Genomic DNA, 12,632 nt, shown 5'->3' on the forward strand with positions numbered 1-12,632 from the left:
TTCCATGATTTTTTCCATGGCTTCCTTTCTAAGCCCCCGGTATTGGTAAATTTTCGGATAACGGTAATATGGTAACATGTAGCATGAATGAGGGTACAGAACAAATTTTATGTATTATTAAAGCCGTCTTGTACCATTCAACTCAAGCTATTCCTCAGAAATCTCTGCGTATTATCTAAACCCATTTTGATCCCGGATTAGGCACTCACCTAGCCTAGGTCGAATATCTTACTGGGGAAGTACATTTTATAAAATGAGGCGATACACTTGGGATATTTCGTTACTGTGGAACCGGGAGTAAAAGTATTTATAGAGGACATCAATCCGAAGGGAAATAAAACGATACTTTTTATTCATGGATGGCCGCTAAATCATAATCAGTTCGAATATCAGTTCAATGTCCTACCTAAGCTCGGATATCGTTGTATCGGAATGGACTGGAGAGGATACGGCAATTCAGATAAACCATTCGACGGATACAATTTCGATAGATTAGCCGATGATGTCCGCATGGTCATCGAGGCGTTGCAATTAAAAAACATAACACTGGCAGGACACTCTACCGGAGGTGCGATATCAATTCGTTATATGGCTCGTTACAAAGGGTATGGGGTATCCAAACTCGTCCTGATCGACGCTGCCTCTCCATCTAGCGTTCCAAAAGAATTTACAAATAAAATCATCGAAGATACAAATCATGACCGACCGCAAATGCTGCAAGACCAGACGAGAAATTTTTTCTTTCAGTATGTTTCCGAACCGAAATCCGATTGGTTTGTTTCAATGGGATTGCAAGCGGCGAATTGGGCGACTTCTGCCATTATGGTCACACTTAGAGATGAAAATGTTTACAACGATCTCGGTCAGATCGATGTACCCACATTAATTATTCACGGAATTCATGATAAAGTCGTTCCGTTTACCCAAGCTGAGGAAACCAATAAATTGATCAGAAATTCGAAGCTGGTTCCATTCCAATACAGCGGTCATTGCGCTTTTTTAGAGGAACGCGATAGATTCAACCAATTATTATCTTCTTTTGCATAACGATTCGGATTAGCCGCACCATCATGCCCTATGATTGGGGAAATCTGCCCTTTCGTTCAATAAAAAGCAGCCGAAATGCCGGCTGCTTTTTGCTTTGGTTAAGCTATAGTCTCCAGTTAGGTTAATATAATCCCTTTAGGCATTTAATCCACATTTTATGGACCAAAAGAAAAGGTAGAAATAACAAAAACAAACCATAGTATTACTAGTCCATACATCACGGTCCCAATAATTCCGCACACCAAGCCTGCCGTAGCGAAACCATTACCTTGCTCTCCAGATACTTTAATTTCGTTCAATGCTTTTTTTGCAAATACAATTGCAATTATACCTAAAACAAAGCCTACACCTGTTACCAATAAGGACAAAATACCAAGTATTAAGGCTACAATTGATTTATTATTTGTCTTGCTCAAATGAAATCACCTCATAGACAATAGTACCACATATTGGAACTTCACAGCCCTTTAGTTAAGCGAACGACAGCTCATCAACTTGCTTGTGCATCATTTACTGATCCATCTGAATGTATTTCAAAATTCCAAATCTCATTATTATCACCCTTATAAAAATAAGAAAACATAATTGCTTTGTTATTAATTACATTGATGTAAAGCTGATATTCTATATTCCCCTTCTTAATGTCTTCAAAAGCCACCTTTTGCAGATCTGGTTTATAAATAAAGTCATTTTTTACTTTGTCAAAAATCCATACAAAGCTACCGTCACCAAATTCTCTAAAAGCTTCATGCCCAAATAATCGAGTGATTTCAGATTCCGTCATACCGACTTTTGCGTTTTTCAGTAGGAATTCTTTAGTAATTGTTGGATTTTCACTATTAAGATTGTTCTCGGTGCAGCCACTAATAACAGTCTGGATAGTAATCAGTAGGATAAAAATGAAGAAGTATTTCTGATATTTCATAGAGCTCCCCTTTCTGATGAGAATAAAGAATTATGTACGTGGTTTTACATGAATGACAGGCTCGCTCTTAATTTAGGGATTGTTACCGGTAAATATATAGTGCCTACTCTCATTAACTTTGATGACATGTACAAGTCCCCTTCGACAGTTGATCCATCATCAGATGCCGCACTATCGTTCCTTGTTAGTTGAATTCTTGCCGACAACTGTTTTTTTATCCAAATCTATAAACACTATAAGGTTCCCCGAAGAATTAGTTTCAGTGTGATTAAAAGTCACGGAGTAGACTTCTTTCTTACTATAGTTTTTATTTATTACAGCATTTATCTCGTCATTCACGGTTACTTTATTTACAATAGAATCTTTGGGGCTTACAGGTATTAAATTAGCTTCTTCATCGGAGAGAGCACCATATGCTATCATTTCAATAGGGGTTTCATGCTTCGATTCAATTAAACCACAACTCGTCAAGGTTAATACTAAAAAAAGTACTAAAGTAATCTTTCTCAAACTATCCCTCCAGTTAATTTCCATTTTTATTAATGACGCAAAAATTTCTGAAAAGTTACTTTAAACTGTCCGTTTAACTTAATAAAAAAGGAACAGCTGCCGTTGTGGCGAAACTGCTCCTAGTGTGTTCAATCAGTATTTCCCTTATTTACTACATTTCGGACTAACGATACCAGAAAAACCATCCTGGACGTTGTTGTAAATCTAGAATGCTGATATCTAAATTGCAGCCAACACAATAAAAATAATACGTTCGTTGATATAAATCAGCACCATGGTAAGTTGATCCACCTATTTTAAACTTATCTTTCTCCAATATTATATCATGATATTTTTTTATCAATTGTCCATTACATTGAGGACATACCTTCTTATAAAACAATAGTTTAATGAATTCTTCAGGCGTATACGTTCGTCTTGTCACTTTAGGCACTTATTGCTTCCCCACTTTTTACATTAATAATCCTGTTATCATACTAACATAAGAGTGCTAAACAAAAACGTATAACGCCGGCTGCTGTCGTGTTGGTGCACTTTCGTCTCTCAGTAGAGCTCAATGATTCTTAGATAAAACGACGACTACAGATAAATTTTGAATCTAAGATTATGCGTATTGAAGTACCCATTCTTTAATTTGATTTGCTACAACAGTTACATCGGCAACCGTAGTATCGACTATAGGCATTGGCGGGCTATATTTTTCATCTGCATTATCAACTAACCATTTTGCAAATTCCTTATAGTCCTGAATCATTTCTTCTGGCCATTTTCTTTCACGTAGTCGCTTCTCACGGATTTCATCATTACAGTGTAAATTTAGATAATACACATGTTTGAAATACGCGTAATCTACACATTTTTCAATATCCCATGGCATTGCTGTTCCACATATTATTGTCATCCGTCCACTTTCAGCAGTATTTCGTGCAATCCTAAGCCATACGTTTCTTATTTGTTGTTCGTCAGAAATGCCGACTTCGCGGAGATTATCGATATCAAAGATATTGAATTGAGGTAATACTTTTCGAAGCTCATCGATAACAAAAGTTTTTCCAGAACCACTTGACCCTGTCACAATAAATAGTGGTATTTTTTTCTCCATTAGAGAGTTTTGTTCATAGCCCATATATAGTCCACCTTTTCGCGAATGTAATATTTAGAGAATAAAATAGTGAATGGAAATAGAAAAGCAGTGGATGAACAATCGTTCACCCACTGCTTCTTATTCCGTAGATATGCCTAAGAAGAAACGGCTGACGCCGCCCTAGTGCATTTCATACGAAAGCAGTAATGATGATTAGATTCATAACGGAGTACATGAACAACGACATATCAAAGCTTCCCTACAACAATAAGTAGAGTGCTTAGATCACGCTCATGTGCAATTAGGTTAGATTAACCTTTAATTTCCGTCAGAAACACCATCATCATCACTGCACTTATCCCACCATTCAACTATTTGTAATTATTATAATCCATATATTGGAACAGTCAAGTATAAATTTAAGCCTCTTTTCAAAACTAACACACCTCTTAGCTTAATCTTTATTTAACCGATCTCGGACTTCAGTCAATGCAAATCCTAGCAGGTTCTTTCCTTCCCACAATATTGGATTCATCGAATTTGGATGATTTTGTGCGAGACCAATCCCCCATACTCGATCCACTGGACTAGCCTCAACAAATACGCAATTATTATTAGACTTCAAAAAGTCCAACAGTTCCTGATTTTGCTCGAACTTAGCTAGATTGCCTCGAAGCACGATATCATAACAATTGCTTTCCCAAACCTCACTATTGAAGCCTTTTATTGCACGCCCGTATGCTTTCATCTCTTTAGGATGCTTCGAATTCATGATTGCCTCGAGCATTTCTTTATCTCCAAACAGCCTAGCTTTTTCGGCCATCATAAACTGCTCCGCGAAACTATACTGCTCGTTTTCAACTGTAAATTTGCTACCCCACCATTGGCTTAAACAACTGGCGTTAATATGACCATCTGCTGAAGGTGTGTGTCCCCAGAAGAACAGGAATTCCACTTTTTCTCCCGCTTCATAAGCATGTTGTAGATCTTTCAGAGAATAGTACATGATATACCTCCTTCCTATTGAAATAGGTTTACAAAATCCTTCATCTCTAAGCCAGCGCCTCGACTGGTGAATATACTTTGTCAAAACGCAGAGTTTCTCCTATAATTCCATTTATAATTGGATATCACACCCATCAAAAGGCAGGTCTCTTTGAATAAGTGCCACAGCGTTGACGATAGCACTTCTCTGAAATTCTGACAGCTGTCCTTCATCACCGTCCCAATCGCCTAACCACCAGAAGAAGGAACTTATATTTCTGTACTCCATAAACAAAGGAATCTGTTGGACCCAGAACGTGTCAAGGTTATTTTGCTTGAAGTAGCCCGAAAGAAACTCATTCAAAAACTGTTTTGCGAATTCACTTTTCGATTCCCGATCCTGCTTTGGTGAACCCCACCAGACTGCATGGGTAGCTGCGACTCCAATATCCATTGCAAACCAACCGTATATCGCGTCGTCGAAATCAAAAACTGTAAGCTCCCCTTGTTCTATATGGAAATTATATGGATGAAAATCATAATGGATTAGTCCATACGATTGCTGGTCTTTGGGGAGTGATGAAATCTTGCTTTCAAAGGACTGTAATCTATCAAGAAGAATCCGATAATTCCCTTCCTGCAAGTGAGGGTTATCGATTTTTGCTGGTCCCCACTCCGCTCTTCTTAAATTTGGATCACCAGAATGGTAAGATTTCGTGAGTCGATGAATCTTTCCCATTAATTCTCCCCATTGATTAAACAAAGAAGGGCACCACATTTGCGGCTCTCTGTCAAAGAAGACCCCTGGTGCCATCTGAAAGGCTGTCGCAATAACCCATTTCTCATTCTCGTTGTATACGGCGGTTAATTGTCCATCCGTTGTTGTAATTGGCAGCGAAGCTTTTATTCCGTTCTCGGCCAAATAACGCACCCAATGAACTTCCGCTTTAATGTTGTTCGCGTACTCTAATGGCTTTTCAGATAAACGTAAGATATAAGGCGAATCGTTTTTCAAGAATCGGTACACTTCATTTGTGGAATCACTAATAAACGCTAAGGTTCCTACATCAAATCCAAAGGATAAAGCTGCTCTAGATAAAATCTCAGGAGATGCCATGTTAACCCTCCACACTCAATGTTTCCCGGCCAGGTCATAACCTACTTTACATGAATTCCCAATAAAGTTATAGACTTATCTTTTTCACTCAGTTAGACTAATAATTGATCTCGAAGTTATTTTCCCTTTGATAGAACACGAGGCTGCCGGTTTCGGCAGCCTCTATTGTTTATTAAGCAGTTGTTTTCCTATCGTTCTTACGCTAATCAAGTCCCTTCAAAAGCCAATAAATCTTTTGTGCTAATATGTTTAATATCGGATGTATTTCTACTTGTAAGCATCTCATAAAGTCCGTCAGGAACAAGTTTGTATCGGTTACTTTCCTCAAAATCGTTTATATTCTTCCAAACCACTATAAAGTTTTTGTTCCCCTCGATCCCTTTTATTTCACTCTTGTTATAATCTTCCATAAGACTAAATTTTGCTTCATAAATAAAATCAAATTCATGTCCAAGTTCTCCATAACAGTGAAAGATATGTTCGATAATCCCGATCAATTTCGGTTCAATAATGTCGATACTAATTTCCTCTTTTGCTTCTCGTATTACAGCTGATTTACTATCTTCCCCATACTCAATGGTGCCTCCAACGGGGCGGAATGTAATGATTCCGTCTTCTTCTGGGAACTGTTCCAGTAATATTGATTCTCCTTTTTTTATAATGCAAAGAGAACAAGCTCTGTACTGCAATTTAGTTCACTCCTCTTAATCATTATTTCTTCAGTGACGACAACTCGAGAAAATGCGTGTCTATTTCCGAATCAGCCTTATCCAAAAATCCTATGGAGCGATAAAATAAATCAGCAACCGGATTATCAGTCTTTAATACAAGCATTTGATAGTGATTTCTAGCTTCTGCGATAACCGAATTCATGAGCATCCGTCCTACCCCAAATCGACGAGCATTAGGGGAGACATACAATCGACGAACACGACCAACCTTACTGCTATTTGCATGAAGGCCTTGATTCAATCCGCAAACCCCAACAATTTCTCCGTGTTTTATAGCGAGAAAGAGCGCTTCCCCTGCCATATCGAATTTATTTGTTCCAGCTTCATAGTCGCCTACCAATCGTTTGAGATGACGAAATCCTTCACTAGTACTCTCATCAACCAATTGTGTTAAATCATATATATCTAATTGCTTTACTTTTGTGATTATAATAAACTCATTCAGTTTGGGCACCTCCCCGATAAATACTTTGCAAACCATTCAATTTTCTGCAGGTTAGATCTTCATTTCATAAATTTTTTGCAGCGTCTGAACACATTCCTTCTTACTTTCATCCGCTGCTGAATAGAGATACCTTTCCACAAGCTTATAGCCGAAGATGAGAAGGATCATCTCATAGACACAATCATCGGCAATATGGGAGACATCCACATGCTCCGAAAAGCCTTTATAATACGCGGGGACGCATCGCTGGTAGTATTCGACCATATGATTGATGTCCGCTTCATCCGCAATTAAGCTTGCAAGATCCTCACCCATGTAGCCCCGTCCTGTCGTATCCCAGTCGATGAGCGCGATTTTCCCGTCAGCATAAATAATGTTGGTTACCCAAAAGTCTCGGTGGCATAACACGAGAGGCAATTTCTCAATACGGGCGAATATCTCTTCAGCTTGCAGGTCGATGTCGATAAGCATCTGCTGCAAATGCTGGGGAAATTCACAGTCTTTCGATCGTATATAATCGTAGACGACCGGCCAAGATCGGTAATGGAAATAATTATTCTTTATGAAATCCGCCTGACTCAGGTTGGTCAAGTTCTGCAACACAGCGGGCTGCTCTACAAAAAGTTTACCCTGATAGCGCCCTAGCTCCAGCGCAGCCTTTTCATACATGTTACCGGTCAAGTCTAATCCAGATACGCCATCGATATATTCCAGCCACAGCTGGCATTCATTTTCTTCGGCATTAATTTCCGCGTAATAACAGTTCGGCCAGCGGAAGGATTCCGAGAACGTTGCTCCTAATTCCGATGTATAAAGATCATATTCCCGACGCCATGAACCCGGATCGCCATAACGCTCCCACTTGTTTTGGACTTTTTGCACTATGCGATACGGCATTTTTTCTCCGTTCGCAGATTCAGCGATCCCTGTTACCAGATTCACAGTTCCCACCGTTCCGCCCTGCAACAGCAAAGTTTGGTAATCGGCGGCAATGATCTCCGTGTTGAACATTTGGCTTAATGCAAATCTTAAGGTCACGATTTCAATAGTTATTTCTATCATCCTTTCTATGTTCCGCGTCTATTAAATTAATAGCGCTGTTCGGATCTCACTACTATTCATCAATGAATCGTCTCCTTAATTATTAACAACGGAAAGCTTATACGGGTATTGTTCGATATCAAATACTCCTTCATAAGTTCCTTCAACAGAAATTTCTGTTCTAAAAATAGCAGCCTTCTTATCTGAACCAAGCCAGACTCTTTGATTGGCAGACAGAATAAATAAGCCGTCTTCGTCACCTACCGCAGCAAATGAATCATTGCTATCCTTATACCCGATCATAGAATGGTTTGTGCCTAAAAAGTCCTTCGTATCACTAACATGATCAACGACAAGACCGATTTCACTTATATTAATGAGTTCCGTACCTTTAATGGAAGCTTCTATCGCGTTACCAAGACTGTGCCTTGCAATAAATTCAACAATATTACCTGCTGGATCATCAAAATATATAGATGTAGCGTTCCAAGTTGAGGAATACCATTTGTAGAAATTATTGGGTAACAAGTTAACCGAAATACCTAGCGAGTTAAGCCATGTTATTGATTCATCTATTTTGTTTTCAGGGATGTCAAAAGCGAAGTGATAAAAAGGGTTTTCATCGGCAGTTTGTGTTTGTTCGAAAATTAAAGAAGAACGTCCTACTTTTACAGTGAATGTATCATCAGTACTCTCGGTTAGCGGAAGTCCAAGTATCTGCGTATAAAATTCTTTTAATTGAACCAATTGGGACGTGAGTAATTTGATACTATGTATTCTCAAGGTGTTCACTCCTTAGAATCTTTTAAGGACTGGCAGCTGCTACTCATGACTGTATGGGAACTATCTACTTCAAGATCTCAAGAAGATCCAAATTATCTGCTACAGTAATGATCTTTTCTTTATACTCACAATTTTTAATGAAATGGGGTAGCTTTTCCGAATTATATTTTTTATTCCACTCAATAAGGTTCCTTACGCTTTCAAAGGTCTCTCGTTTTGGCCCTATGGTAACTCCCGATACATAATCATCATATCGTTTCCATATTCTTTCCTCTTGGATTGACAGTGCGGGCATTAGAATGATGATCTTATCCGCAGCTAAGAAACTGGCTTCTACCCAAGATCTATATACACCTTCAATGATCCAAGAATCATAATTGATGATCTCATTCAGCCTTTGGTCACGCAGTTCCTCAGGAGCTCGCACACCATATACATCAGCTTCATTGTCCCAATAAATATCATCTAAATCGTAGTGTGGAATGTTGAGCTGTAGACTTAACAGTTCTGATATGTACGACTTACCACTTCCGGCACCACCAATAATATGGATTCTTATGATTATCCCCTCCTGTCTTCACACCAATCGCACTGTCACCCTGTCCACGATCAAATACTCCTATTTACTTTCACTTCAAAATTCGGCTTAGTCACATAATCCATATACTTCGTTGTACCGTCACAATCTAGATAGGCTTGATAGCGTGCGCGAATAGCTGGGGCTGTTATTAAATCCAGCACTTGATCCTTGTCGACCCATCGGCTTTCGGAAGTTTCTTCAGACGTACATAACTGCCCGCCAATGGGCTTGCAGACAAAGTCCAATATCACTTTCGTTGGAACTTCCGTTACGCCATCATGCCATTTGTGTTCTCCGGTATTCGAGAATACTCCAATCAAATGCGAGACCAGCACATCAATACCGCTTTCCTCTTTGATCTCTCTAATTAAAGCATCCATTAGGTTTTCACCTACTTCTACTTGCCCTCCAGGGCACACCCATCCGCCATGTTGAGTTTTCACCAAAAGCACTTGCCCTTGTTCATTTTCCACAATCCCGCTTACAGCAACAATATGTGTTGGCCATGACATAAACATTCCTCCAATAATCATCGAAAAAAAAGTCTGGTTGATGCACAACCAGACCACAGAATTACAATTTTAATCAAAACCGAAATGCTCCTCAATTTGTTGAATAACTTCAACCAAATTGTTACTCTGTCCTGCTCTCTTGAAGGCTTTAAATCTACTTTCAAGAATTTCTTTTTCTTTCTCTTCCTGCTTATAGAACATCGTTTGGAACACATTTTCAAGAGCAGCATCGGGATTCGAGAGTCCCAATATACATTCGTACATATCTCGTTTACACTCTCGATGAAAATAATCTCGCCGTACTACTTCTTCGGAAGAGAGCAAGAAAACGACTCGATTAAACTCAGAAACCTTTTCCAAAACATCTAATGAGAAAAAACCATCTACAATTATTTTTTTATCTCCCGCTGCACCTGACAGCTTTATGAGATGAGCAAGTACCATCTCGGTTTGCTCGCTAAATGTAGCCTCTAGCCATTGTGAATATTGTGCAGGCGGTCGCATGAAGTACTCTTCCCAAGAAGTAAATACAGGACGTTGGCATCAACAAGTCCCTGATACGGTTGCGAATTGTTCATCCCAGTTTAATAGTATTAGATCGTATTTATCGGCAAGATACTTGCTGACAGTGGTTTTTCCAGCACAGGCTTGACCGGTTATAATATAAACATTTTGAAGATGGTGTTTTAGAATGTTATCCGCAATGTTCATCTCTATCATCCCCTATATATTAATGAAATTTGAATAGTTCAGGGGAAAGATATCATGGCATACGTAATCCCTCCTTATAAAAATGTGATCATCGGAGGAAATTGTGTTTCATCATATTAAAGCCTCCCTCTTATTTTCTAGTTGCTATAAGTAATCCAGTTGACCAATTAAGTATTTCAATTAATCCTTAGTCAGGATAAATATCACGAATAGAAGGCAATGTCCCATTAGGTCCAATTGTTAACTTATATAAAGTCCATCTCGGAAAAAGTTTATGAACCATGGATTTGTGATCCTCTTTCATATAGACATGAATTTTACTACCACCCACTGAAGTAACTTTGTAACTAACGTTTTTGTAACCACCTTGAAAGTCAGAAGTGCGACTTACCTTTGAATCGTTTGGCAGTTCAAAAAGGTACTCTACTGTCTCTTGATCGAGTGCTAGCGCCTGAATCGCAGCTTTATCATGATTTTGAATGAGGTTATCTAATTGACTATCCAATGCATGGGTAGAAGATAACGGTCCGATCCGAAGATAAATAAATCCGGCAAACATGATAACAATGACGACCATAATCGCTGAAATTCGTTTCATTTGTCCTCCTATAAAACTTCCCTTGTCTTCCTTCGATTCTGATCAATCAGGCCATACCCGTCTCAAAAGCAAAAACCGGACCATTCCATGTCTCATTTTTCATAAAATCTTCTTGATAACGATTGTTTTGAACCTCGGAAATTACCTGTTTCCAGAACGTATAAGCTGGCAAGTTAGTGGCTGTCTGTCTTACTTCCCAGTGTCCGCTGAACGTTTCGAAGAGCTCGCGCGCAACATGCTTGCCAATCCCTTTACGACGATATTTCCTCATGATAAAAAACTCGCTTATTACGTTCGTTTTCTCAGCCGTACTTAATTGCATATATTCCTTAGGGACATCGAGCTTAACTAAAACAAAACCGGCAATCTCACCATCTGCCTTCACGAGATAGGGGCGCCGGTACTCGTCCGTCCATTGATGATCGAAAAATTTGTATAAGTACAAGCCATGATGATTAAGTACATGACCATCAAACTCACTGCTGTCGTAGCGATATAGCTGCATAAGATGATAAAGGACGGTTTTTTCTTCATAAGGTACAAGTATAAGTTCAATATTCATTTCAAGCCTCCGCAGCGTGGTTCATATTCAATGAATATAGGGTGAAATTAAAATGACAAGTCCAATAGCCGCAAAAATTCCCGATCCGATTCGAGAAAATAAGAAGTAGGCTGGCGAAGGTTCCCTTGTTGCTTTCCAGCCTTGCGTTATACTCCAAAAAGTTCTGGGCTTAATGGCGGCGAACAAAGCAGCTCCTGTCCAAAGTACAAGAAAAATGGTAATAAATATGGATATTGCTTTGACTTCAGGTGGCATCATAACCCCTCCCTAATCTTAACTCGCACTTCCATATCAATTATTTTCATTTATGATTTGCTGAGCAATACTTTGAATACGATCCTCATCCATGCCGTTAAAGTTCATAGTGATCGAACCGTTAGCAACGTTAAACACTTCAAAAGTATGCTCGCTGCTAATCACCTTTTGTACCTGAGTCCCGCTTATTTCAATCATCTCGGCACCATCCAAATTGTTCTGCATGTTGCTATGAGTGATTTCAATGACGGATTCTCCTTGATAAGGACCGTATAAAAATTCTCGCTCATCGGAAGTTTGCTGCTCCTTCGTAACCTTCTCTAACTTCCCTATATGATCGGTATATGTGATTAGAACTTCTTGATTGTTTCCAATAAAGTTGCCTTCCTTGTCCTTGGGAGGGAATGTATGCTGCACGGAACTTACCTCATACCCATCGAGCTTAGAGATCTTAAAAGACGCGGCTAGTTGATCAACATTCTTCTCAGCCTTGGATAATTCGTCGTTAGAGCTTTTTCCTTGACATCCTGATAGCAATAACACAATCGCAGTAAAACATACGAGTCCAAATTTATTCAATATTTTACACCTCACCATTTAATATCCCTAAATATGGAATACCAATGTATACGTTAATGGGAGCCCCTTTGTTGCGCTGAGTAATCCAATTTCTTTGCTAACAGCAAAAACACGCCAATCCCAATGGATTGGCGTGTTAGTTATTGCGTTAGTTATTAATGAGGTTAA

General features: G+C 39.0%; 17 protein-coding genes. 1 reads left to right on the forward strand and 16 read right to left on the reverse strand.

The genetic code is table 11. The features are described 5' to 3' along the window. The first annotated feature begins 267 nt into the window (after positions 1–267). Positions 268–1,047 (forward strand): alpha/beta fold hydrolase, encoded by a 780-nt coding sequence (locus QQK89_RS11900; RefSeq protein WP_284238784.1) that lies wholly within the window; start codon positions 268–270, stop codon positions 1,045–1,047. A gap of 155 nt (positions 1,048–1,202) precedes the next feature. Here QQK89_RS11900 and QQK89_RS11905 read toward each other — a convergent pair whose 3' ends face one another. The 16 genes from QQK89_RS11905 to QQK89_RS11980 form a co-directional block, all read right to left on the reverse strand. Next, a complete protein-coding gene (locus tag QQK89_RS11905; RefSeq protein ID WP_284238785.1) occupies positions 1,203–1,463 on the reverse strand; it encodes a DUF4190 domain-containing protein in 261 nt (86 codons plus the stop codon). Between the two features lie 74 nt (positions 1,464–1,537). After that, positions 1,538–1,972 (reverse strand): hypothetical protein, encoded by a 435-nt coding sequence (locus QQK89_RS11910; protein ID WP_284238786.1) that lies wholly within the window; start codon positions 1,970–1,972, stop codon positions 1,538–1,540. A 171-nt stretch (positions 1,973–2,143) separates the two neighbouring features. Then, on the reverse strand, positions 2,144–2,482 hold the full coding sequence (locus tag QQK89_RS11915) for a hypothetical protein (RefSeq protein WP_284238787.1): 339 nt from the start codon (positions 2,480–2,482) through the stop codon (positions 2,144–2,146). Between the two features lie 604 nt (positions 2,483–3,086). Next, complete coding sequence (locus tag QQK89_RS11920) at positions 3,087–3,608, reverse strand: AAA family ATPase (RefSeq protein ID WP_284238788.1); 522 nt, start codon at positions 3,606–3,608, stop codon at positions 3,087–3,089. Positions 3,609–4,020: 412 nt separating this feature from the next. Continuing rightward, positions 4,021–4,572 carry an NADAR family protein gene (locus tag QQK89_RS11925; protein ID WP_284238789.1) on the reverse strand — a complete coding sequence of 184 codons (552 nt, stop codon included), beginning with the start codon at positions 4,570–4,572 and terminating at the stop codon, positions 4,021–4,023. A 111-nt stretch (positions 4,573–4,683) separates the two neighbouring features. Then, a complete protein-coding gene (locus QQK89_RS11930; RefSeq protein WP_284238790.1) occupies positions 4,684–5,667 on the reverse strand; it encodes a phosphotransferase enzyme family protein in 984 nt (327 codons plus the stop codon). Between the two features lie 206 nt (positions 5,668–5,873). After that, on the reverse strand, positions 5,874–6,356 hold the full coding sequence (locus QQK89_RS11935) for an NUDIX hydrolase (RefSeq protein ID WP_284238791.1): 483 nt from the start codon (positions 6,354–6,356) through the stop codon (positions 5,874–5,876). Positions 6,357–6,378: 22 nt separating this feature from the next. Then, positions 6,379–6,879 (reverse strand): GNAT family N-acetyltransferase, encoded by a 501-nt coding sequence (locus QQK89_RS11940; RefSeq protein ID WP_284238792.1) that lies wholly within the window; start codon positions 6,877–6,879, stop codon positions 6,379–6,381. Positions 6,880–6,894: 15 nt separating this feature from the next. Beyond that, positions 6,895–7,905: an aminoglycoside phosphotransferase family protein gene (locus QQK89_RS11945; protein ID WP_434481664.1), complete on the reverse strand. Its 1,011-nt coding sequence runs from the start codon at positions 7,903–7,905 to the stop codon at positions 6,895–6,897. A gap of 75 nt (positions 7,906–7,980) precedes the next feature. Next, a complete protein-coding gene (locus tag QQK89_RS11950; protein ID WP_284238793.1) occupies positions 7,981–8,667 on the reverse strand; it encodes a VOC family protein in 687 nt (228 codons plus the stop codon). Between the two features lie 609 nt (positions 8,668–9,276). After that, positions 9,277–9,759 carry an NUDIX hydrolase gene (locus QQK89_RS11955; protein ID WP_284238794.1) on the reverse strand — a complete coding sequence of 161 codons (483 nt, stop codon included), beginning with the start codon at positions 9,757–9,759 and terminating at the stop codon, positions 9,277–9,279. A gap of 69 nt (positions 9,760–9,828) precedes the next feature. Beyond that, entirely contained in the window at positions 9,829–10,263 is a 435-nt protein-coding gene (locus QQK89_RS11960; protein ID WP_284238795.1) for a hypothetical protein, read from the reverse strand. A gap of 394 nt (positions 10,264–10,657) precedes the next feature. Then, on the reverse strand, positions 10,658–11,068 hold the full coding sequence (locus QQK89_RS11965) for a hypothetical protein (RefSeq protein WP_284238796.1): 411 nt from the start codon (positions 11,066–11,068) through the stop codon (positions 10,658–10,660). Between the two features lie 46 nt (positions 11,069–11,114). Further along, the gene (locus QQK89_RS11970) at positions 11,115–11,630 is read right to left on the reverse strand and encodes a GNAT family N-acetyltransferase (protein WP_284238797.1); all 516 of its coding nucleotides are present in this window, start codon (positions 11,628–11,630) and stop codon (positions 11,115–11,117) included. 27 nt (positions 11,631–11,657) lie between these two features. Beyond that, on the reverse strand, positions 11,658–11,888 hold the full coding sequence (locus tag QQK89_RS11975; protein WP_284238798.1) for a DUF6199 family natural product biosynthesis protein: 231 nt from the start codon (positions 11,886–11,888) through the stop codon (positions 11,658–11,660). A gap of 33 nt (positions 11,889–11,921) precedes the next feature. Then, positions 11,922–12,464: a hypothetical protein gene (locus QQK89_RS11980; protein WP_284238799.1), complete on the reverse strand. Its 543-nt coding sequence runs from the start codon at positions 12,462–12,464 to the stop codon at positions 11,922–11,924. Between the last annotated feature and the right edge of the window lie 168 nt (positions 12,465–12,632).

Source organism: Paenibacillus glycanilyticus, from assembly GCF_030161375.1.
Classification (GTDB): Bacteria; Bacillota; Bacilli; order Paenibacillales; family Paenibacillaceae; genus Pristimantibacillus; species Pristimantibacillus glycanilyticus_B.